General features: G+C 69.7%; 22 protein-coding genes. 7 read left to right on the top strand and 15 right to left on the bottom strand.

The features are described 5' to 3' along the window. The first annotated feature begins 129 nt into the window (after positions 1-129). Positions 130-3,372, top strand: coding sequence for a PE-PGRS family protein (locus MJQ72_RS42170; protein ID WP_240596419.1), 3,243 nt, complete (start codon positions 130-132; stop codon positions 3,370-3,372). Positions 3,373-3,533: 161 nt separating this feature from the next. Here the strand turns inward: MJQ72_RS42170 and MJQ72_RS42175 are convergent, their stop codons facing one another. After that, positions 3,534-4,724 (bottom strand): ROK family transcriptional regulator, encoded by a 1,191-nt coding sequence (locus tag MJQ72_RS42175; protein WP_240596420.1) that lies wholly within the window; start codon positions 4,722-4,724, stop codon positions 3,534-3,536. A 90-nt stretch (positions 4,725-4,814) separates the two neighbouring features. On the opposite strand from MJQ72_RS42175, the gene MJQ72_RS42180 reads away from it, so the two are divergent. After that, entirely contained in the window at positions 4,815-5,981 is a 1,167-nt protein-coding gene (locus MJQ72_RS42180) for an MFS transporter (protein WP_240596421.1), read from the top strand. Here the strand turns inward: MJQ72_RS42180 and MJQ72_RS42185 are convergent. After that, positions 5,978-6,748 carry a dioxygenase gene (locus MJQ72_RS42185; protein WP_240596422.1) on the bottom strand — a complete coding sequence of 257 codons (771 nt, stop codon included), beginning with the start codon at positions 6,746-6,748 and terminating at the stop codon, positions 5,978-5,980. The two genes, MJQ72_RS42180 and MJQ72_RS42185, sit on opposite strands and share 4 nt — an antisense overlap. Before the next feature lie 60 nt (positions 6,749-6,808). After that, the gene (locus tag MJQ72_RS42190) at positions 6,809-7,165 is read right to left on the bottom strand and encodes a MarR family transcriptional regulator (protein WP_240596423.1); all 357 of its coding nucleotides are present in this window, start codon (positions 7,163-7,165) and stop codon (positions 6,809-6,811) included. 62 nt (positions 7,166-7,227) lie between these two features. On the opposite strand from MJQ72_RS42190, the gene MJQ72_RS42195 reads away from it, so the two are divergent. Next, entirely contained in the window at positions 7,228-7,689 is a 462-nt protein-coding gene (locus MJQ72_RS42195) for a MarR family winged helix-turn-helix transcriptional regulator (protein WP_240596424.1), read from the top strand. Here the strand turns inward: MJQ72_RS42195 and MJQ72_RS42200 are convergent. Further along, entirely contained in the window at positions 7,665-8,036 is a 372-nt protein-coding gene (locus MJQ72_RS42200) for a VOC family protein (protein ID WP_240596425.1), read from the bottom strand. The two genes, MJQ72_RS42195 and MJQ72_RS42200, sit on opposite strands and share 25 nt — an antisense overlap. 87 nt (positions 8,037-8,123) lie before the next feature. Here MJQ72_RS42200 and MJQ72_RS42205 point away from each other — a divergent pair, with 87 nt between their 5' ends. Then, entirely contained in the window at positions 8,124-9,077 is a 954-nt protein-coding gene (locus MJQ72_RS42205) for a YafY family protein (RefSeq protein WP_240596426.1), read from the top strand. Between the two features lie 9 nt (positions 9,078-9,086). Here MJQ72_RS42205 and MJQ72_RS42210 read toward each other — a convergent pair whose 3' ends face one another. After that, positions 9,087-10,262, bottom strand: a complete 1,176-nt coding sequence (locus MJQ72_RS42210; RefSeq protein WP_240596427.1) for a serine hydrolase — start codon at positions 10,260-10,262, stop codon at positions 9,087-9,089. A gap of 37 nt (positions 10,263-10,299) precedes the next feature. Next, positions 10,300-10,983, bottom strand: coding sequence for a TetR/AcrR family transcriptional regulator (locus tag MJQ72_RS42215; RefSeq protein WP_240596428.1), 684 nt, complete (start codon positions 10,981-10,983; stop codon positions 10,300-10,302). Positions 10,984-11,053: 70 nt separating this feature from the next. On the opposite strand from MJQ72_RS42215, the gene MJQ72_RS42220 reads away from it, so the two are divergent. Genes MJQ72_RS42220 through MJQ72_RS42230 form a run of 3 tightly spaced genes read left to right on the top strand, consistent with a single transcriptional unit; the run spans position 11,054 to position 13,603 of the window. After that, on the top strand, positions 11,054-12,169 hold the full coding sequence (locus MJQ72_RS42220) for an NAD(P)/FAD-dependent oxidoreductase (protein WP_240596429.1): 1,116 nt from the start codon (positions 11,054-11,056) through the stop codon (positions 12,167-12,169). Positions 12,170-12,224: 55 nt separating this feature from the next. Further along, on the top strand, positions 12,225-12,821 hold the full coding sequence (locus MJQ72_RS42225; RefSeq protein ID WP_240596430.1) for a TetR/AcrR family transcriptional regulator: 597 nt from the start codon (positions 12,225-12,227) through the stop codon (positions 12,819-12,821). 2 nt (positions 12,822-12,823) lie between these two features. Beyond that, positions 12,824-13,603 carry an alpha/beta fold hydrolase gene (locus tag MJQ72_RS42230; RefSeq protein ID WP_240596431.1) on the top strand — a complete coding sequence of 260 codons (780 nt, stop codon included), beginning with the start codon at positions 12,824-12,826 and terminating at the stop codon, positions 13,601-13,603. Here the strand turns inward: MJQ72_RS42230 and dnaB are convergent. The 9 genes from dnaB to rpsF all read right to left on the bottom strand — a co-directional run bounded on the left by dnaB (position 13,600) and on the right by rpsF (position 20,584). Next, positions 13,600-15,009 (bottom strand): replicative DNA helicase, encoded by a 1,410-nt coding sequence (gene dnaB / locus MJQ72_RS42235; protein WP_007032313.1) that lies wholly within the window; start codon positions 15,007-15,009, stop codon positions 13,600-13,602. The two genes, MJQ72_RS42230 and dnaB, sit on opposite strands and share 4 nt — an antisense overlap. A gap of 476 nt (positions 15,010-15,485) precedes the next feature. Continuing rightward, a complete protein-coding gene (locus tag MJQ72_RS42240; RefSeq protein WP_240596432.1) occupies positions 15,486-16,283 on the bottom strand; it encodes an ESX secretion-associated protein EspG in 798 nt (265 codons plus the stop codon). 172 nt (positions 16,284-16,455) lie between these two features. Next, entirely contained in the window at positions 16,456-17,784 is a 1,329-nt protein-coding gene (locus tag MJQ72_RS42245; RefSeq protein ID WP_240596433.1) for a hypothetical protein, read from the bottom strand. 3 nt (positions 17,785-17,787) lie between these two features. Further along, positions 17,788-18,390, bottom strand: coding sequence for a DUF3558 domain-containing protein (locus tag MJQ72_RS42250; RefSeq protein ID WP_240596434.1), 603 nt, complete (start codon positions 18,388-18,390; stop codon positions 17,788-17,790). Continuing rightward, positions 18,390-18,794: a hypothetical protein gene (locus MJQ72_RS42255; protein WP_240596435.1), complete on the bottom strand. Its 405-nt coding sequence runs from the start codon at positions 18,792-18,794 to the stop codon at positions 18,390-18,392. Before MJQ72_RS42255 ends, MJQ72_RS42250 begins: the two co-directional genes overlap by 1 nt. Before the next feature lie 154 nt (positions 18,795-18,948). Further along, positions 18,949-19,404, bottom strand: a complete 456-nt coding sequence (gene rplI, locus MJQ72_RS42260; RefSeq protein WP_005168124.1) for a 50S ribosomal protein L9 — start codon at positions 19,402-19,404, stop codon at positions 18,949-18,951. Positions 19,405-19,416: 12 nt separating this feature from the next. After that, complete coding sequence (gene rpsR / locus MJQ72_RS42265) at positions 19,417-19,665, bottom strand: 30S ribosomal protein S18 (protein WP_005168122.1); 249 nt, start codon at positions 19,663-19,665, stop codon at positions 19,417-19,419. A 77-nt stretch (positions 19,666-19,742) separates the two neighbouring features. Beyond that, on the bottom strand, positions 19,743-20,246 hold the full coding sequence (locus MJQ72_RS42270; protein ID WP_126734698.1) for a single-stranded DNA-binding protein: 504 nt from the start codon (positions 20,244-20,246) through the stop codon (positions 19,743-19,745). Positions 20,247-20,263: 17 nt separating this feature from the next. Beyond that, a complete protein-coding gene (rpsF, locus tag MJQ72_RS42275; protein ID WP_016338288.1) occupies positions 20,264-20,584 on the bottom strand; it encodes a 30S ribosomal protein S6 in 321 nt (106 codons plus the stop codon). Positions 20,585-20,768 lie beyond the last annotated feature (184 nt).

Raw genomic sequence — 20,768 nt, forward strand, 5'->3', positions numbered from 1 at the left:
CGCTCCTGATCCCCGCGAAACGGCGGTGCGCTTTCGTGCGCCCGCAATCCGCTCCACCCCCCTCTGGTGCTTCTTCGAGAGCACCTCCTCGAACCCGAAAGGGAACCCGAAATGAAGGAGAAAAACCCCATGCAATCCTGGGCAAAGCGCGGACTCCAGACCGCGTTGGTCACGGGTGGGTTGTTGATGCTGGGCACCGGCATCGCCTCGGCTGACGAACAGGTCAACCCCGACACCCCGGCCTCCCCGCTCGACGCGAACGTCACCGTTCCGGTCGAGATCGACAACAACGCCGTTGGCACGCCCCTCGGCCAGGCCGACCTCCCCGGCTACAAGGGTGAGATCAGCACCAAGGCCGTCACCAAGCCCGTCTCGGACGCGCTGGACTCGGCTTCGTCGCCCGGCGGCAGCACCGACGGCATCGGTGGAGGGCTCCCCAGCCTCTCCGGCAAGAACGCCGCCGTCCCGGCGCCGCTGGCCGCCAAGGACTCGGCCCGCCAGATCACCGGCGGCCCGACCGGCGGTGGGTTCACCACCACGGACGACATCCTCAAGGGCAACAAGGTCGTCGGTGACGTCGTCGTCCCGATCCAGATCGTCGACAACGCCATCGGCGTGATCGGCGACGCCGAGGTCGAGGGCGGCACGCACGACCAGACCTGGTCGCACAACCAGGACGTCGAGACCACCGGTGAGGGCTCCAGCCTCGCCGGGAACGTCGTGTCCCTCGACTGGGCGCTGCCCGTGCAGATCGCCGGCAACGGCGGCGGGCTCGCCGGCGGCACCGGCCGCGTGGTCGGCGGTTCCGCCAGCCAGAGCACCACCGAGACCGGCAACATCACCACCGACGGCGAGGGCTCCGCCCTGTCCGGCAACGTGCTGGCCGGTCAGTTCGCCACCCCGGTCCAGGTCACCGGCAACGCCGCCTCCTGGATCATCGGCAACGCCAACAGCTCCGGCTACGAGGCCGAGACCGAGGCCACCTCCGGCGGCTGGGTCGTGACCGACGGTGACGAGTCCGCCCTCGGCGGCAACGTCGGCGCGGTGCCGATCGCCCTCCCGGTGAAGGTGAACGACAACGCGGCCGCCGCGTGGGGTTCGCTCGCGAACTCCAACAGCAGCTCGTCGGCCGACGCCACCGCCGGTGACACCACCCCCGGCTGGAGCAACGTCCCCAGCTACGTGCAGACCTCCGGCGAGGACTCGGCCGTCGCGGGTAACGCGATCGTGCCGCAGACCGCGGACGTCGCGAACGTCGGCGGCGTGGCCGCCAGCTGGATCGGCCTCGCGAACACCGGCACCGACGGCGGGACCAGCCAGTCCAGCACCGTCGACGCCGGTGGGTTCATCAGCAGCGAGGGCGAAGGCTCCGCCGGCGGCGGCAACATCGTCGACCCGGCCGTGGCCGCTCCCGTCGAGGTGACCTGCATCGCGGGCACCTACATCGGCAGCGCGAACGTCGCCTCCTGCGAGAACACCGTCGACGCGAACGCCGGGAACGGCACCCACACCACGGGTGACGACTCCACCCTGGCGGGCAACGTCGTCAACACCCAGGCCGCGCTGGCCCCCGAGGTGTTCGGCGTCGCCGGCTCGCACATCGGACAGGCGACCGCCGAGGCGTCCGAGACGAAGACCGTGACCGCGGGTGCGTACGACGGCACCACCGGCAACGACTCGTCCGGCTCGGGCAACATCGTCCAGGTCCCGGCCGCGGTTCCGGCCGAGGTCTTCGGCGTCGGTGGCTCGTTCATCGGTCAGAGCACCGCTTCGGCCGAGGAGACCAAGGTCGTCTCCGGTGGCGGCGGCGGGAACACCGCCGACGACAACGGCTTCCTCAGCTCCAACCTGGGCACCGTGCCGGTTTCGCTGCCGGTGCAGGCGTTCGGGATCGGTGGCGCGTTCATCGGCCAGGGCCACGGCGGCGCCGACGGTGACACCACCTCCAACGCGGGCGGCGACGTCCACGCGACCGGTGACGGTGGCGCGGGCTCGGGCAACCTGGTCTACGGCCCGGTCTCCCTGCCGGTCCAGGCGCACAACTTCGCCGCGGTGCTCGGCGGCATCGCCTCGGGCAAGGGCACGAACCTCACCGACTCCAACGCGGGCGGCGACGCCACGGCGAACGGTGAAGAAGGCGCGCTGGCGGGCAACATCGTCCAGACGCCGATCGGCGGCACGGGCCAGCTGACCGGGCACGGCATCGCCGGCGCGGGCATCGCCGAGGGCGAGAGCGTCAGCGACGTCCTTTCGGAGGCGGGTGGCGACGCCACCACCACCGGTGACGAGGGCGCGGTTTCGGGCAACATCGTCGGCGTACAGGCGCTGCCGATCGTGCCGATCACCCACGACGCGGTCGCGGCCGCCGGCCTGGCCGACGCCGAAGGCGCCAACACCGTCGACGCCCTTTCGGGTGGCGACGTGGAGACCTCGGGTCTCGACGGATCGCTCTCGGGCAACATCCTCGACATCCCGGCCGCGGTCGACCCCGAGGTGTTCGGCAACGCCGTCGCGGTGGCCGGTGCCGTGTCCGAGACCGAAGCCGACAGCATGATCACCGGCCAGGCCGGTGGCGACAGCATCACCGACGGCAGCGGATCGGCCCTCTCGGGCTTCAACTTCCACCACCCGCTGGTGTTCGTGGTCCCGCTGAACGAGTTCGAGATCCCGATCCTGGCGATCGCGGACGAGAACTCGACCGACTCCACCGTGATCAACGAGGAGGAGTTCACCCGCGCCTTCACCGACACGGTCGGTTCGGAGATGCCGATCGACGCGCTGCCCGCGCTGCCGTTCGGTGCCCCCGCGGTGCCGTCGCTGAACGGTGCCGGCGCCCTGCCGACCACCCCGGCGATCGGTGGCGCCCGCGCCGACGGTCCCCAGGTGGCGACCCTCCCGGTGCAGGTGGCCGGCCTGACCGCGCTCAAGCAGCTGCAGACCATCCCGGCGCAGCTGCCGAAGTCGGACCTGCCCGAGCTGCCCGGCACCCCGGCCCTGCCCGGTGTCCCGGCCCTGCCGAACACCCCGGGGCTGCCCGGTGACGCCGCTCGTGCGGACGCCCCCAAGGTCGCGCAGCTGCCGACCCTGCCGGCGCTGACCAAGGGCCTGCCCACCACGGGCAAGCTGCCGGTTCAGCTGCCGACCGCGGGCAACCTGCCCACCGCCGGCAACCTGCCTGCCGCCGGCAACCTGCCTGCCGCGGGCGAGCTGCCGGTGCAGCTGCCCACCACGGGCACCCTGCCCGCGGTGAACAGCACCCCGGCGATGCCGACCGCGCAGGTCCCGGCTCTGGCGGGCGTCGACTCGTCGCCGCTGAGCATGTTCCAGCGTTTCATCGGCACCCTGACCGGCAAGAAGTTCCACACCATGTGAACCTGCCAGTCGGCCAGCGCCACTGAATGAACCGAAGCGGGCCCGGGAGACACTCCCGGGCCCGCTTTGTGTGCTGTTCAGGGAGGGGCTGAAGGGGACTTTCACCGCATGACACGCGGTGAAAGCGCCCTTCACCGCGTTACATGCGGTGAAAGTCCCCTTCAGCCCCTTGGGGTGAAGAGCGCGTCCTGCGCGGCGCCCATCGCGGTCAGCACCGCGCCTTCCAGCACCGCGCCCCCGCCCACGGTCCCCGCCCGAACCTCGGTGCGCAGCGGCGAGATCTCCGAGAGCCGGCGGCTCACCCGTGCCGCCAGCGCGTCGCCACCGGCCCGCCCGATCTCGCCGCCGAGGACGAGACAGCCCGGGTCCAGCACCGCGGTGACCGCGGCGGCGCCGATCGCGATCCGCTCCGCGACGATCTCCAGGAAATCCTCGGCCTTCGCGTCGATCGCGTAGCCGACAGCCGCTTCCGCCGCCGCGGCGTCGTCGGTCCTCGAAGCCGGGATGCCGTGCTCACGGGCCAGTTCGCAGAGCGCGGCGCTGCCCGCCAGCGTGTGGAAGCCGCCGTCGCAGTCGGTCGCCGTCGGCAACCGCCCGGGGCCCAGCATCGGCAGGAACCCGATCTCCCCCGCACCGCCCGACGCGCCCCGCCGCAGCGAACCGTCGAGGACGACGGCCGCGCCGACCCCGAAGCCCAGCCACAGCAGGACGAACGTGTCCCGGTCGCGGGCGGCGCCGAGCCGCTGTTCGGCGGCGGCCGCGAGGTTGACCTCGTTCTCCAGCAGCACCGGGACCCCCAGCCGCCGCCGGAGTTCGTCGACGAGTTTCCCGTGCCACGCGGGCAATCCCCCGGCGTGCCGCAGTCCGCCGGTCGCCGGGTCGACCAGACCGGGGGCGCCGACGGCGATCGTGTGCAGCGCGGTCGCGCCCGCTTCGGCGGTGGTGGTCTTCAACAGGGCGATCGCCCGCTCCACGGCCTCGTCGGTGTCGACGTCCGGGTCGAACGGCAGCGACGCTTCCGCCCGGGGCCGGCCCAGCAGGTCCGCGACCGAAACGGCCATGCCGTGGGTGCGGACGTCGAGCCCAGCGAGGTACGCGCGTTCGGCGACGATGCCGTACAGCTTCGCGTTCGGGCCGCGGCGGTCCGCGCCCGCTTCGCCGACGATCTCGATCAGCCCGGCGTCCTGCAGGCGTTCGACGAGGTCCGCCACCGTCGGCCGGGAAAGCCCGGTCAACGTCTTGAGCTGGGCGGCCGTCAGCGAACCCTCGCGGTGGAGCAGGTCGAGGGCGAGGCGGTCGTTGATGGCGCGCGCCGTGCTCGGGGAGGCGGACGGCGTCCGGATGACACTCACCGGCAGATCCTCCCAGAATTAATTATCAGGTTCCCTTCCTGATAGTTTACGCTGACGCCGTCGAGTCGTCTCATGGACCTTGGGGGCCCAGTGACCAACACAGTGGAAACCGTCGGCGGGCCGACGCGGCGGGTGCGGCAGGCGCGGGTCGCCATCGCCGCCGTCTTCGCCGTGCACGGCGCGGTGACCGGCAGTTTCGCCACCCGGATCCCGTGGATCCAGGAACACGCGGGGATCAGCGCGGGCCAGCTCGGCCTCGCGCTCGCCTTCCCTGCGATCGGTGCCTCGCTCACCATGCCGCTCGCCGCGCGGATCGGGCACAGGCTCGGCGGCAGGCTGGGGCTCCGGCTGCTGCTCGCGTACTGGACGCTGGCGCTGATCCTCCCGTCCCTGGCCGGAAACCTCTTCACGCTGTGTCTCGCGCTGTTCGTCATGGGGACCGCGGCGGGCACCTCCGACGTGCTGATGAACGCACTCGGCGTCGACGTCGAGGAGAAGATGGGCAAGTCGGTCATGTCGGGGTTGCACGGCATGTGGACCACGGGCGCGCTCGTCGGTTCCGCCGCCGGCACGCTCGCCGCGCACGCCGGCTTGGACGCCCGGATCCACTTCGTGATCGCGTCGGCCGTGCTCACCGTCGCCGGCGCACTCATCTGCCAGGGGGTTTTCGACGTCCGGAGCGCACCCGACGAGCACCCGCCGCCGAGGTTCGCGCTGCCGCCGAAGTCGGCCGTGATCATCGGTGCCGTCGCGTTCTGCGCCGTCTTCGCCGAGGGGGCGAGCCTCGACTGGTCCGCCGTCTACCTGCGTGACGTCCTCGGCACCTCGCCGGGGATCGCGGCCGCGTCGACCACCGCGTTCACCTGCACGATGGCGGTCGCGCGGCTCTCGGGCGACGCGCTGGTGCGGCGCTTCGGCTCGGTCAAGACCGTCCGCGCGGGCGGGGTGTTCGCGACCGCGGGCGGCCTGCTGGTCGTCTTCGCCGTCCATCCGGTGATGGCGATGGCCGGTTTCGCCTTGATCGGACTCGGTGTCTCCGTCGTCGTGCCGCTCGCCTTCGCGGCGGCCGGACGCAGCGGGCCGACGCCGAGCCAGTCGATCGCGGGCGTCGCGACCATCACCTATTCGTCGGGTCTCGTCGCGCCGTCGCTCATCGGCGGGATCGCCGACCTGACGTCGCTGACGGTGTCCTTCGCGGTGGTCACGCTGCTCGCGCTCGGCCTGGTCGCGGGCGCCGGTGTACTGCGATCCCGCTAGCCGAACTGGAGGGAACGCTTGGCGAGGCCGTGCCAGTAGCCGTCGATCACGGTCTCGCCTTTGCCCTCCGAAGAGCTCGCGCCGAGCGAAACGAACAGCGGCGCGAAGTGCTCGATCCTGGGGTGCGCGATCGCCGCGGCGGGGGCCTTGCGCTGGAAGTCCAGCAACGCGTCGAGGTCGCCCTCGCGCAGGGTTTCCGCACCCCAGTGGTCGAATTCGCTCGACCACGACGGCGGGGCTCCATCGGTGCCGTCGGTCTCGCGCATCGCGCTCAGGTTGTGGGTGAAGAAGCCGCTGCCGATGATCAGCACGCCTTCGTCGCGCAGCGGCGCGAGCTTGCGCCCGAGGTCGAACAGTTCCCGGGGGTCCAGCGAGGGCATCGACACCTGCAGCACCGGGATGTCGGCGTCCGGGTACATCTCCACGAGCGGGACGTACGCGCCGTGATCAAGGCCGCGGTCGGGTGCGTCGTGGACCGGTGTCTGGGCCGAGCGCAGGAGTTTGCGCACCTTGCCCGCCAGCTCGGGAGCGCCGGGCGCGGCGTATTTCACCTGGTAGTAGCGATCCGGGAAGCCCCAGAAGTCGTAGACCAGCGGCACCGTGGTGGTGGCGCCGAGGGTCAGCGGCGCCTCTTCCCAGTGCGCCGAGACGACGAGGATCGCCTTCGGCTTCTCGAGGTCCGCCGACCAGCCGGCGAGCTGGCTGGTCCAGGTGGCGTCGTCGGCGAGCGGCGGCGCGCCGTGGCTGAGGTAGAGCACCGGCGTCATGTCAGCTCCAGGTGTTTGAACTTTCAACTACCAGGATAGACGACGTCGGCCGCCTCCGCCTTATTCCCGGGCGAGGTTCGCCGCCATGCGTTCCAGTACGTCGACCGTCGTCCGGTACTCGTCTTCGCTGATGCCTTCGGTCACTCGGGATCGGAACTCGCCGATCTTGGCCTTGAGCCGGAGGTGTGCCGCGCGGCCTGCTTCGGTCAGGCCGTCCTCGTTGATCCAGCCGCGAAGGCGCAGGTCGGCGACGGTTTCCCGGAGATCTCCGAAGGGCTTCAGTGCCTCGTCGGGCGACGCTCCCGTGTTCAGGACCTGCCAGTGGCGGCGGGTCAGGGATTCGGCGGCGAGGAGGTGGTCCAGTGAAGATTCGAGGGCCTGGTGAAGGTGGGCGAACCAGAATCCGATGGGCTTCATGGATACTCCTCATGAGGACGACAACTACATGTAAAAATACATGCACTTGATGAGGACGGGCAATGACGGACGCCGTGGCCGACGTGGAACGCGCGATGATCGCCATCCGGCGAAGCCAGGCGAGGCGATCACTGTCGAAACTCGCCCGCGACCGCGCCGAAACGATGCCGGACCAGGCGATCCAGGGGCTCCTCGACGCCGTCGAAGCGGCCGAGGAGAGCGGCGAACCGGGCACCGTCACCAGCCTCGCGGCGGCGTTGACCATCGACCAGCCGCGGGCGAGCCGTCTGGTCGCCCGCGCGGTCGAGAGCGGTTTCCTCCGGCGTGAAGCCGATCAGCGCGACGGCCGCCGCGCCGTCCTCGTGCTCACCGAGACCGGGCGCGCCGAAGTGGCGCGGATGCACGAATTCCGCCGCTCGGTGTTCGCCGAGGCGATGGCGGACTGGCCGGACGGCGACCGTCGCGAATTCGCGCGGCTGCTGACGGCGTTCGTCCGGAACTACGGGGCGCTCGGCGTGAAGTAGTTGACCAGGTTGCCGTCGGGGTCGCGGAACAGCAGCGACCGGTTCCCCCACGGCATCGTGGTCGGCTCCTGCACGATCTCGGCCAGGTCCGCGAGGCGCTCGTATTCGCGGTCGACGTCCTCGACTCGGAATTCGAGGATCGCGGTCCGGTTCGATTCGGGCACGGCTGCGCCCGCGCCGAACAACGTCATCGTCTCGGCGCTGCCGATCGCCAAGGTGCACGACGGGCCGACGAGTTCGGCGAACTGCTCGGAGCGCCACCGCGCGTCGAGGCCGGTCGCCTTCTCGTAGAACCCGGCGAGGCGGGCGACGTCGTGGGTGATCACACGGACGGAAACGAACTGCATGGCTGGTCCTTTCGGGGTGCCGGAAAGCGGGACACCCGCCACGCTAGGAGCGATACCGGGCAGAATCCGCCCGGTATTCTCCGGCTTGTGACCAGGCCCATCGCCCGTGTGCTCGCGCTGCTGGAGATCCTCCAGAGCGGCGGGACACGCACCGTCGCGGAGCTCGCCGGGCGGCTCGACGTGGACGAGCGCACCGTCCGCCGCTACGCCGAACACCTCGTCGACCTGGACATCCCGGTGCGCTCGGTACGCGGCCGGTACGGCGGCTACCGGCTGGCCCCCGGCTACCGGATGCCGCCGCTGATGCTGACCGACGAGGAGGCCTTGGCCGTTCTGCTCGGCCTGGTCGCGGGGCGGCGTGCGGGGCTGATCACCACGTCGGTCGCGGCCGTCGAGAGCGCGGTCGCGAAGGTCCGGCGGGTGCTTCCCGAGGCGCTGGGACGCCGGTTGGACGCGCTGCTGGAGACCGCGGACTTCACCGCTCCCGCCCGCAAGGCCTTGTCGGCCGAGGCCGAAGTGCTGCTCACCGTCGCGGAGGCGGCGCGGGACCGGCGTCCCGTCGGGCTCGCGTATCTCGCCGGTCACGGCGGGGCGAGCGAACGCGTCGTCCATCCGTACGGCGTGGTGGCGCACTCCGGACGGTGGTACTTGACCGGCTTCGATTCGGCCAGCGGTGAGGTACGCACCTTCCGCGTCGACCGGATCAAGTCGGCCGAGACCCGAGCCGGGACCTTCGAGGCTCCGGATGGTTTCGATCCGGCCGAGCGAGTGCTGACCGCGCTGGCCGAGACGCCGTACCGGTACGACGTTTCCGTGCGGATCGAGGCGACGCCCGAGGAGATCCGCGCCGTCTTCCCTCCGTCGGTGGCCACCCTCGAAGCCGACGGTGATCGGGTGCGTGTCCGCATCCGAGCGCAGCGGCTGGACTGGATCCCGCCGCTGCTCGCCGCGCTCGACCGGCCGTTCGTCATCGAACGGCCGGCCGAACTTCGAGACCTGGTCGGCGCGCTGGCGGCCCGGCTGGCCGAGCGGGCGCGCTGACCGGCCCGCTCACTTACCGCAGAACACCGTCCGGACGAGCTTGTTCAGCGCCGCCGGGAACGCCTTCGCCGCGTTCGCGTCGTCCCCGGCGGTGATCGACGCCGTCAGCGTCTTGCTGCCGTCCGGCGTGCTGTACATCAGCGATCCGTAGCCGTTGAGGCCACCGTTGTGGTTGAGGACGACACCGACACAACCCGGGCCCAAGTCCTGCGAGAACTGCCCGAGACCGTAGAAGCCGTAGAGGCTTTCGCTGCCGGGGTGCGTCACGCGCATCTCGGCCAGCAGCCAGGCCGGGAGGAGTTTTCCGCTCTGCAGTGCGGAAAAGTACGTCTGGAGGTCCTTGGTCGTCGAGATCATGTCACCGGCGCTGGAGATCCAGGTCGGGTTCTGGTGGGTCACGTCGATCGTCTTCCACTGGCCTGCGTCTTCGTAGCGGTAGTAGGCGTGGGCGTACGGCTTGGGCATCCCGGCCCACGACCCCGGCGACAAGGTGTCACGCAGCTTGAGCGGCCGCAGGATCCGCTGGTCCAGCTCGTCGGCGAAGGGACGGCCGGTGAGCTTCTCGACCAGCAGCCTGGCCACCACGGAGTTGGTGTTGGAGTAGCTCCAGCGCGCTCCCGGCTCGAAGACCGCGGGCTTGGACACGGCAAGGCGCACCAGCTCTTCCGGCTGGTAGGTGTGGAACCTCTTGTCCACCCATTCCTTGCCTGTCCACGGGATTCCCGGCGTGACCGTCCCGTCCGGGTTGTACTCGCCGGTGTGGTTGAACAGCCCGCTGGTGTGCTGCAGCAGCATCCGCACGGTGATCCGGGAGTCCAGCCCCAACTCGGGAAGGAACTTCGCCACCGGCGTGTCGAGCCCGATCCGGCCTTCGGCCACCAGCTGCAGGAGCAGGGTCGCGGTGAAGTTCTTCGTCGTGCTGCCGAGGCGGAAGTGGCCGTTCGTCGGCGGCTTCGCGGTCCCGCCCAGCTCGCGCACCCCGACGCTGCCGGTCCATTCGCCCCGCTCGTCACGGACTCGCAGCTGCATCCCGGCGAAGCCCGCGTCGACGAACTCCTGGGCCGCCTGCCGCAGCTCCGGGCGATCCTGGCCGGCGGAGGCGACGGGAGCGGTCACGCCCGCCAGCAGTGCGGCGGCCAACGCGGTGAGGCCGAGGCGGCGGAAGGTCTTCAGTGTCTTCGTCATGGCGACAACATTCGCGGGCCGCGCTGACACGGGACGGTCACGGCGCTGACACGCGGGCTCCGATGCCGTCGAGGAGGAAGTCGAGGCCGATCCGGAAGGTCTCGTCGGCGTCCAGGTGGACGGCGTCGCGGACGACCGTGGCCAGCGCGGGCAGCTTGCCGGAGGCGAACGACCGCGTCAGATAGGGCCCGAGCGTGGCCTGCCACCGCTGCTCGTCCATCCCGGTGGCCCGTTCGGCGCGGCGCTCGGCGATCTCCCGGCGTACCGCGCCGATCGTGTACGCGTTGACCGCCGAGACCACCGGCATCGCGGAGTCCACGCCGACGTCGCCCAGCGCCGCCATCACGGCCTCGGAGGTGGCCAGCGCGTGTGGCCCCAGCTGGGGCCTGCCGCCCAGGAGGTCGGCGAGCCACTCGTGCCGGTGAACGGCGTGGCGCATGGCGTCGGCGAGCGACCGCAGCACCTCCCGCCAGCCGTCCCCGGACGGCCGGATCTCGGCGTGGGCGGCGTCGACCATCAGGTCGAGCAGCTCCTCTTTGCTCTCGATGTAGCCGTACAGCCGCATCGGGCCGACGTCCAGCGCGGTGGCGATCTTGCGCAGGGACACCGCGTCCAGGCCGTCCGCGTCGGCGAGCCGGATCGCCGCGCGCACGATCAGCTCCCGGCTCAGCGGGGCCAATGCGGGCCGATCCGGCGGCTCCGGCCGCTCCCACACCACCATGGCGGTGACAATACATCGCATCGCTCGATACAGTGTATCGACCAATACGCTGTATCGAGAGGTGTGGATCATGACCATCGCCATCGTCGGAGCGGGCCTCGGCGGCCTGGCTCTCGCCCGTGTCCTGCACGTCCACGGCATCGAGTCGGTCGTCTACGAACGGGAATCGTCGCGCGACGCCCGCGGGCAGGGCGGCATGCTCGACATCCACGCCGACACCGGGCAGCGGGCGCTGCGCGAAGCGGGCCTGATCGACAGTTTTACCGAGATCGCCCGCGGCGAGGGCCAGGACATGCGGCTACTGGAACCGGACGGCACTCTGCTGCTGCATGAGGACACGCCGGACGACGCGCCGTTCGAGCGGCCCGAGGTCGACCGGGCCGACCTGCGCGACCTGCTGCTGGATTCGCTCCCCGGGCACACGGTGCGCTGGGGGCACGCTTTCGAAACCGCCGGAGACGGCGTCCTGCGCTTCGACGGTGGGCGCGGCTCGACGTACGACCTGCTGGTCGGTGCCGACGGCGCCAACTCCCGCGTCCGAGCCCTGCTCACCGACGCCCGCCCGGCGCATCTCGGCCACAACCTGGTCGATCTCCGTATCCCCGACATCGATCGCACCCATCCCGACCTCGCGGCGATGGTCGGGCGCGGCACCTACTGGGTGCTCGGCGACGGGAAATCCCTCGCGGCGCAGCGCAACGGCGACGGCACCGTTCGCGTCGGCCTCAGCTTCTACGACACCGCCGAGGACTGGTTCTCCGCCAGCGGGATGCCGCTCGACGACCCGGCCGCCGCCCGGACCTGGCTGATCGACCGGCTCGACGGCTGGGACGCACGGTTCACCGCGCTGATCGCGGCCTGCGACGACGTGATCGTGCCGCGGCCGGTCACCGCCCTCCCGGCCGGTCTGACCTGGCCGTCGAGGCCGGACGTCACCCTGCTCGGCGATGCCGCGCACCTGATGCCGGCGGTGGGCGAAGGCGCCAACATGGCCCTGCTCGACGGCGCCCTGCTCGGTCTCGCGCTGGCCGCACGGCCGGACGACTTCCCCGCCGCAGTCAAGGAGTACGAACGCGAGATGTTCGACCGCGCCGGCGCCGCCGCCCGGATGTCCGAGCAGGTCCACGAGCTCCTGACCGCCCCGGACGCCTCCCGGAAAATGCTCGCCTTCTTCCAGCCGGGCTGACGCTAAAGTGGCTATGAACGAAAACCCATTTCGTTCACTGCCCACAGGAGTCGAGATGCCGAGCCCGTTCAGCGCCGAGGACCGCGCCAGGATCACCGAGCGGCTCCTGGACGCCGGACGTGCCCTGTTCGCCGCACAGGGCCTGCGCAAGACGTCTCTGGACGACCTCGTGACCCCCGCCGGGATCGCCAAAAGCAGCTTTTACGCCTTCTTCGACTCCAAGGAGGCGCTGTACCTGGAGCTTATGCTGCGGCAGGCTCCTGAGCTGCACGAACAGCTGGCGGCGGTGGTGAACGAGGCCGAAAACGCGCGCGCCGTCCTCGGCGGTTTCCTGCGTGCCACGGTGCGGATCCTGGAGGAGAACCCGCTCTACCGCCGGCTGATCACCCATCCCGAGGAGATGCGGGCGGTGGCCCGGCGGATGGGTCCCGACGAGATGGCCAGGGCCGAGCAGGTGCTGCCGCTGCCCGGATTCCTGGCGGCGGCCAGACGCAAGGGGCAGCTCGTCGATGCCGACGACGACGAGCTGACCGGGGTACTCCAGGCCGTGTTGCTGCTGCCGATGCACCGGCAGGACATCGGCGAGCGGCGCTACCCCGCCGTACTCGACCGGCTCATCGACATCGTGGCGGCGGGACTGATCAAGGAGTGACCATGCGCGAAGGTGTACTGGCAGGTGGCGCCCCGTATTTCGAGTTCGGGACGGGAAGCCCGCTCGTGGTCTTCCGTACGGTGCTGCCCGACTCGGCCAACCCCACCGGCGTCGCCAGATGGGCGGAGCTGCGGTCACTCAAACCGCTGGCCGCGCGGTTCACCGTGCTGACGGTCGGCCGCCGTCCGGGGCTCGAGCCCGGCGTCACCATGGCCGACCTCGCCGCCCACCACGCCGAAGAGCTACAGGAGCGCTTCGGCCGCCCTGTCGATGTGCTGGGCGTGTCCACGGCCGGCTGCCTGGCACTGCAGTTCGCCGCCGACCATCCCGGCCTGGTGCGGCGGCTCGTGGTCGGAGCCGCCGGTGTCCGCCTCGGCACGCTCGGCCGCCGTGTCCAACGCGAATACGCGGATCGGCTGGCCGCCGGACGGCACCGGGCCGCGGCCATGGCGCTGGCGCCCACCGTCGCGGACTCCCTGCCAGGGCAGGTTTTGCTGGCCGGTCTGCTGGCGCTGACCTCCGGCCGCCCGGCGGACCCGAGCGGCATGGTGGCCATGCTGCGGGCCGAGGACGCCTTCGACATCGAAGACCGGCTCGGCGAGATCGCCGCGCCCACCTTGATGATCGCCGGTTCGCACGACGCGCTCTACCCGCTCGAACTCGCCGAGCGGGTGGCCGACAAGACACGCCGCGGCGACCTCAAGGTCTACCCGGGACGTCGGCACCACACCGTGATGAGCGACCGCCGCTTCACCAAAGACGTCTTCGAGTTCCTGCTCTAGTCGTGTGACAGGTCGACGAAGCGGCTGTAGTGCAGCTGGTGCGCGACGGTGATCGTCGCCGTCGGCCCGGCACGGTGCTTCGCGATGATCAGGTCCGCCTCGCCGGCCCGCGGGTCGTCCCGCTCCCAGGCGTCGGGGCGGTTGACCAGGATGACGAGGTCGGCGTCCTGCTCCAGCGAGCCGGACTCACGGAGGTCGGACAGCATCGGGCGTTTGTCGGTCCGCTGCTCGGGACCACGGTTCAGCTGGCTGATCGCGATCACCGGGACCTCGATCTCCTTCGCCAGCAGCTTCATCTGCCGCGAGAACTCCGAGACCTCCTGCTGCCGCGACTCGACGCGCTTGCCCGAGGTCATCAGCTGGAGATAGTCGAGGACGACGAGTTTGAGGTCGTTGCGCTGCTTGAGCCGCCGGGCCTTCGCGCGGATCTCCATCATCGTCATGTTCGGCGAATCGTCGACGAACAGCGGCGCCTCGGAGACCTCGCTCATCCGGCGCGCGAGCCGCGTCCAGTCGTCGTCGGACATCTTGCCACCGCGCATATCCGCCAGGCGGATCCGAGCTTCGGCCGAGAGCATGCGCATGACGATCTCGGTCCTGCTCATTTCCAGCGAGAAGATGACGCTGGTCAGACCGTGTTTGATGGACGCCGAACGCGCGAAATCCAATCCCAAGGTCGATTTTCCGACACCGGGACGTGCCGCGACGATGATCATCTGGCCGGGGTGCAGGCCGTTGGTCAGATCGTCGAAGTCGGCGAACCCGGTCGGGATGCCCTGCGACTGCCCGCCGCGCGACGCGATCGCGTCGATCTCGTCCATGGTCGGCTGGAGCAGCTCTTCCAGCGCGACGTAGTCCTCGCTGGTGCGCCGCTCGGTGACGTCGTAGATCGCGGCCTGCGCACGGTCGACGACCTCGTCGATGTTCGCGCCGTCGGCCGCGGCCGCGCCGTAGCCGTACTGCACGATCCGCGTGCCCGCCTCGACCAGGCGCCGCAGCACCGCCTTCTCGGAGACGATCTCGGCGTAGTACCCGGCGTTCGCCGCCGTCGGCACCGTCGCGATCAGGGTGTGCAGATACGGGGCGCCGCCGACGCGGCCCAGCTCGCCGCGGCGTTCCAGCTCGGCGGAGACGGTGATCGGGTCGGCGGGTTCGCCTCGGCCGTAGAGATCGAGGATGACGTCGTAGATCGCTTGGTGCGCGGGACGGTAGAAGTCGTCGGGGCCGAGGGCTTCGATGACGTCGGCGACGGCGTCCTTCGACAGCAGCATTCCGCCGAGCACGGATTGCTCGGCCGCGATGTCCTGCGGAGGCTGGCGGTCGTATTCGCCGCCACGCGGACCGGGGTCGCCGGGACCCGGGTCGGACTCCGCGTACATCGGATTGCGGTCGTCGGTCAGCGCCACCGCTGCTGCCACCTCCTCAAGACATCGAACACGCGTTCGATTATGCCAGAATTTTCCCCGGTCGATCCGCCCGCGCCCGTCCGCCCCTCCCGCGGCTCCGGGCTCTCCCCTGTCATCCCCACTTCGGCCGGACGGCCACCACGGTGTGTACCGGCCCGGCGGGCACGCTAGGCCCCCCGAAAGGACGAGCGCAATTTCGCCTGGGGACCGCCCTGTGGATAACCTGGGGATGACTGCGGGCATCCCTTCACAGGTGGCCGAAACCCTGTGTACAACTTGTGGGCAACGCTGGGATGGTCTGACAAAAGCGCTGGTCAGGGCCTGTGGAGACACTGTGGAGAACTTAATTCACCGCACGACGGCGTGTCGGGCAAAACTCGTCGTTCGGCGTGTCGCACGCGGGCGCACAGGGGTGCCCTGTGGATGAATGCTACGGAGGGTAGAGGGGTGACCCGCCGGGCTGAACGGGCCGGAATTCAGGACGCGAACAACCTGCCCTGTGCGCTCCGTAGTCGTTCTCCGAGAACCTGCTGGTCGGCGGGTGTGAAGGCGATCCTCGGCTCGCCACTCCCCGGTACCTCTTCGGTCAGCCACCGGCCCTCGGTCGTATCGATGTAGTTCACCGGGCGTTCGATCCGCTGCCGCGCGCCGCTCCGGCCGCGGGCCGCGACATAGAGGCTTCCACTCCCCAAACGGCGTAACGCGAGGATGCGGCGAAGCTCGTCGGCCTCCTGGCTTCCGGTGCTCTGCCGTCCGCTGCGAAGCACCTCGAAACCCTCGTCCTGCGCCGTCGACGACGAGCGCGGAGCCTCGACCTGACTCTTCGGGACGGCGATCGGACGGCCGCGTCCGGGCGCGAGCTTCGGGATCTGGTCGAGGAACTCGGTGAGCAGCTCTTCGGGCCGTGCGGAAGCCAGCGCGACACCGTCGTGCTCGCTGTGCCGGGCGAGCACGAAACCCTCGCCGCCGGCGCTCCCCGCGAGCAGGCTGAAGCTCAGCGCCTTGCCCTCGAACCCGCCGTCGACCCAGCCGTAGTACTCCAGCGACGGCCTGGCGATCGCTTCGAGCGTCGCCTTGAACCCGGGATGCAGGCCTCGCGCGCCGAAGAGGCCCTGGCTCGCCAGCTCCTCGTTGGTCCGCTCGTCCTCGGCCCGCTGCGCGTCCTCGTCGTACCAGGTCGGGGTTTCCGACAGGATCGTGTGCGGTTCGCCGCCTCGGCGGCGGATCAGCGTGATGAGGGTGCCGGTCGTGATCGTGACCTGTTTGTCCAGCACCGGAACTGCCCCCTAGTCGTTCTGTTCGTCCAGCCCGGAACAAGACAAGCCGGGCGCGCCCCAATCTTGGCACGCGCCCGGCCCGCTCGTGACGACTAGTCCTTCATCGGTGAACCCGCGACCGCGATCGACGCGGGTTCACTCCTGTGGCCGCATCCCGCCATCGCCCGGCTCACTCGCCGATCACCGGCGGTGCGGTGAGTTCGTCGGTTCCGAAGATCTCGTTGGGGTCGTCGCCGACGAGGAACTTGGAGCTGCGCTCCTCGTCTTCGCCGCCCTTCCCCCTGGCGCCACCGGCTCCCATACCGCCCATGCCGCCCATCATTCCGCCCGCGCCGCGGCCCGCTCCGGAACCGGCGCCACCGGCACCGCCGCCCATACCGGCGCCACCCATCGCGCCCGCGTTGCCGGGCAGGGCCGCGCCACTGCCGCCGCCGGGCCCGAAGCCACCACCGGGACCGAATCCGCCGTCCGGGCCGAAGCCGCCCGCACCAGGGATGTCGGTGCCACCGAAGCCGGCGCCACCGCCACCGCCGCCACCTGGGCCGAAGCCACCGGCGCCGGGGATCTTCGGCGGGGTGTAGCCGGACGCGTTCGTCCCGTCGTCCCAGGACGGCGGCTTGTAGTTGCTGCCGGGGATGTTCGGGTTGTACTGCCCGCCGGGGAGGTTCGACCCCGGGAGATTCGATCCGGGCAGGTTCGACCCGGGCAGATTGCTGCCCGGCAGGTTCGAGCCCGGTGTGTTGACGCCGGGGATGTTCGGAGCGGGGACGTTCGGCATCCCGCCGGGCGGCATCGAACCGGGCGGCGTCGAGATGCCCGGCATGCCGTTGTTCCCGTTCCGGTCGCCCTGACCGCCGCCGTCCTTGTCCTTGCCGTCTTTGTCCTTGCCGCCGCCGTTGACGTCGACGTTGGTGTTCTGCCCCTCCATCTTGTTGTAGGTGGGCAGCTTCTTGCCGTTCTCGGAACTGGCCTTGAAGTACTCGTTGAACGCGTCGACGTTCGCTTGACCCTTTTGGTTGTAGTCCCGGATCGCGCGGTCGGTGTCGGTGGTCCACGGGGTGATGGAGTTGAGCAGGTTGTTCTTCGGCGGATCCTTCGGGACCTGCTGCACCTTCGCCTTCACCGTGGTGAAGGCGGTGTTCTGCTCACCGAGGTACTTGTCGGAGTCCACCAGCTTCTTGCCGGAGTCCTCCATCCACGTCCGCAGCGGATGTGCGCCCGACTGCTGCGCGGCTTCGGCGCTCTTGCCGGTCCAGGCGGCGTCCATCTCCTTCGACAGGTTGTCGATGGTGGTCAGCCTGTCCTGGTAGCCGGCCTTGAGCCGGGTCGCCGCGGCCTGGCCCTCCTGGATCGACCCGGTACCCGGACCGGTGACGATCTTCTCCCAGATGTGGTAGCAGTCGATCTTGCGATCGCCGCCGGACGCTTCGAAGTCGCCGGATTTCGTGGTCGCCAGGTTGTAGGCCGAATACCCGGCGATGATCGGCAGCAGGAACACGCGTCAGCCCTCCTTCAACGTCTCGATCATCGCTTCCCCCACTTTGAGCGCGACCGGGCACGGATCGCTCGCGCCGGGTCCGTTGTCGTACTGCACCAGGATGTTCACCGACAGCTGGTCGGTGACGCCGACGAAAAGACCGCACTTGCCGTTCTTGCGGTGGTCGAGCGACGCGGCGTACACCGCCGGGTAGCCGGCGACCTCGGTCGGCTCGAAGTACTCGTTGTTGGCCTTCGTGTCGTAGACGTCGCTCAGGCCGTTCTTGTTCGCGAGCACCGGGCTGATCTCGATCTGGTTCAGCTTGTCGTCGGCGGCGAAGATCGAGCAGCCGGGCCCGGCGCTCGTGGTCCGGCGCTCGCCTTCGCCGAGACCGAGCTCGGTCCGCTTCGCCGCGGAAAGCGCGGAGCAGGCGTCGCTCTCGATCGACGAGGTCTTCAACGGGTTCGACACCTTGGGCGCGGAGCCGGACGAGCCGCTCGACGCGCTGGGGGCACCGGCCCCGGTCGTGTAGGACGGCTCCGAAGAGGCGGTGCCGTTCTTGGTGCCGGAACAGCCTGCGGCGACCAGCGCGCCCGCGGCCAGGAGGAGAACGAGGGAACGTCGCATCACACGGCCTTGTGCTTGTTGAGCGAAGCCTGCGTTTCGGCCTCGTTCGTGGCGATCTTCTGCTTGGCGGCGGTCAGCTGGTCGATGTAGTTCTTGACGTAGTCCTGCATCTTCTGGTTCTGCTCCAGGAACGCCTTGCCCGACGGGTTGGCCAGCTTCTCCCAGTCGCCGCTCGCGAACTCCTTGCCGGGCGCCTTGACGTTCGCCATCAGGTTCGCGTCGGCGTAGTCCTTCTTGAGCTCGGCCTGCAGGTCCGTCCACTTCTTGATGATGCCGTCGATCTTGTCCTTGTCGAAGGTGAACCCGCCGCCACCCCCGCCCGACGCCGGCTTGTCCGGGTTGGCGGGTGCGGACACCGAGACCTTCTCCTGCCGGTTCTGCTCGGCGTTGCTGTCGTAAGCCATGCGTCCAGATCTCCCCGTGCCTCGACGTCGAGTCTCGATAATGCCTTGATCCCCAGTCAAGCTTAAGACGTGGCCCGAAGGGGTGGGGTTCCCCGTAAAACAAAGGGCGGGACACCTCCGGAATGGAGACGTCCCGCCCTGTGCCGAAGCGGTGTTACTTGGCCTTGACCTCGAGCCGCACGTCGACGCGGACGTCGGGGTGCAGACGGGCGCCGACCGAGTGCTTGCCCACGGTCTTGATGTGGTCCTTCAGCTCGATGACGCGCTTGTCGAGCAGCGGGCCACCCGCGGCCTTGATCGCGTCCACGATCTCGGCGGTGGTGATCGAACCGAAGAGCTTCTTCGAGCCCTCGGCCGCCTTGCCGCTCAGCTGGATGGCGCCGAGGCCCTCCAGAGTCGCCTTGATCTCCTTGGCGTGGTCGAGGTCGCGGATGCGACGGCTCTCCTGCGCCCGCTTGATCGTGCGCACGTTCTTCTCCGCGCCCTTGGTGGCCACGATGGCGTAGCCGCGGGGGAGCAGGTAGTTGCGTGCGTAGCCGTCCTTGACCTCGACGATGTCGCCGGGCCCACCGAGGTTGGCGACGTCGGTGGTGAGAATGATCTTCGCCATTGACGTGCCTCCTTAGCGAGCGGTCGAGGTGTAGGGCAGCAGCGCCATTTCGCGGGAGTTCTTGACCGCGATGGCGATGTCACGCTGGTGCTGGCTGCAGTTGCCGGTCACGCGACGGGCACGGATCTTCCCGCGGTCGGAGATGTACTTCCGAAGCAGGTTGGTGTCCTTGTAGTCGATGTTCTCCGGGCGGCCCTTCTTCTCGGCCTTGCAGAACACGCAGACCTTCTTCTTGGGCTTGCGGATGGGTGGCTTGGCCACGGTATTTCTCCTGGATTTCTACGTAGTGGTTGTCTCGCGGCGTCTCGCGGAGCTTTCGCCCGCGGTGGATCGCCTGATCAGAAGGGCGGCTCGTCGGAGAAACCGCCGCCACCGCCGCCACCGGCGGGCGGGGCGGAACCCCACGGGTCGTCGGCGGGCGGGGCGCTCTGGCCACCGCCACCACCACCGAAGCCGCCGCCACCGCCACCGGTGCCACGGCTGACCTTGTTCACCTTGGCGGTGGCGTAGCGCAGCGACGGGCCGATCTCATCGACCTCGAGCTCGACGACCGTGCGCTTCTCGCCTTCCTTGGTCTCGAAAGACCGCTGCTTGAGGCGCCCCTGCACGACGACTCGCGCGCCACGCGTCAGCGACTCGGCGACGTTCTCGGCCGCCTGACGCCAGATGTTGCAGCGCAGGAACAGGGCCTCGCCGTCCTTCCACTCACCGGACTGACGGTCCAGCGTGCGCGGGGTGGACGCGACGGTGAAGTTCGCGACCGCCGCACCGGAAGGGGTGAAGCGAAGCTCCGGGTCGGACGTGAGGTTGCCGATCACCGTGATGACGGTGTCTCCAGCCATCGGGAAAGTCCTTCGGCTCAGGCCTTGGCGGCGGCGGTCGCGGCGCGCTTGATCTCGCGGCGCATGACCTTGGTGCGGAGCACGGTCTCCTGCAGCGAGAGCTGACGGTCCAGCTCCTTGACCGCTTCCGAAGTCGAGTTCAGGTCGAGGAGCGCGTAGATGCCCTCGGCGTGCTTCTTGATCTCGTAGGACAGCCGGCGACGGCCCCAGACGTCGACCTTCTCGACGCTTCCGCCCGAAGTGCGGATCACGTTGAGGAAGTTGTCCAGGGTCGGGGCCACCGTACGCTCGTCGAGCGTGGGGTCCAGGATGACCATTACCTCGTAATGGCGTGACACAACCACTCACCTCCTATGGGCTCGCGGCCACGGACTGTCCGTGGCAGGAGGGTTTGTCCAGGTAAGCGTACCTGGCGGTGCCGACGCTCCCGCTCCCGGCCCTGGAGAGCGGCGAAGGGGACTTTCCCCGCATGCGATGCGACGAAAGTCCCCTTCACCACGTCTTATGCGGGGATGGTCCCCT

This window comes from Amycolatopsis sp. EV170708-02-1 (genome assembly GCF_022479115.1).
GTDB lineage: Bacteria > Actinomycetota > Actinomycetes > Mycobacteriales > Pseudonocardiaceae > Amycolatopsis.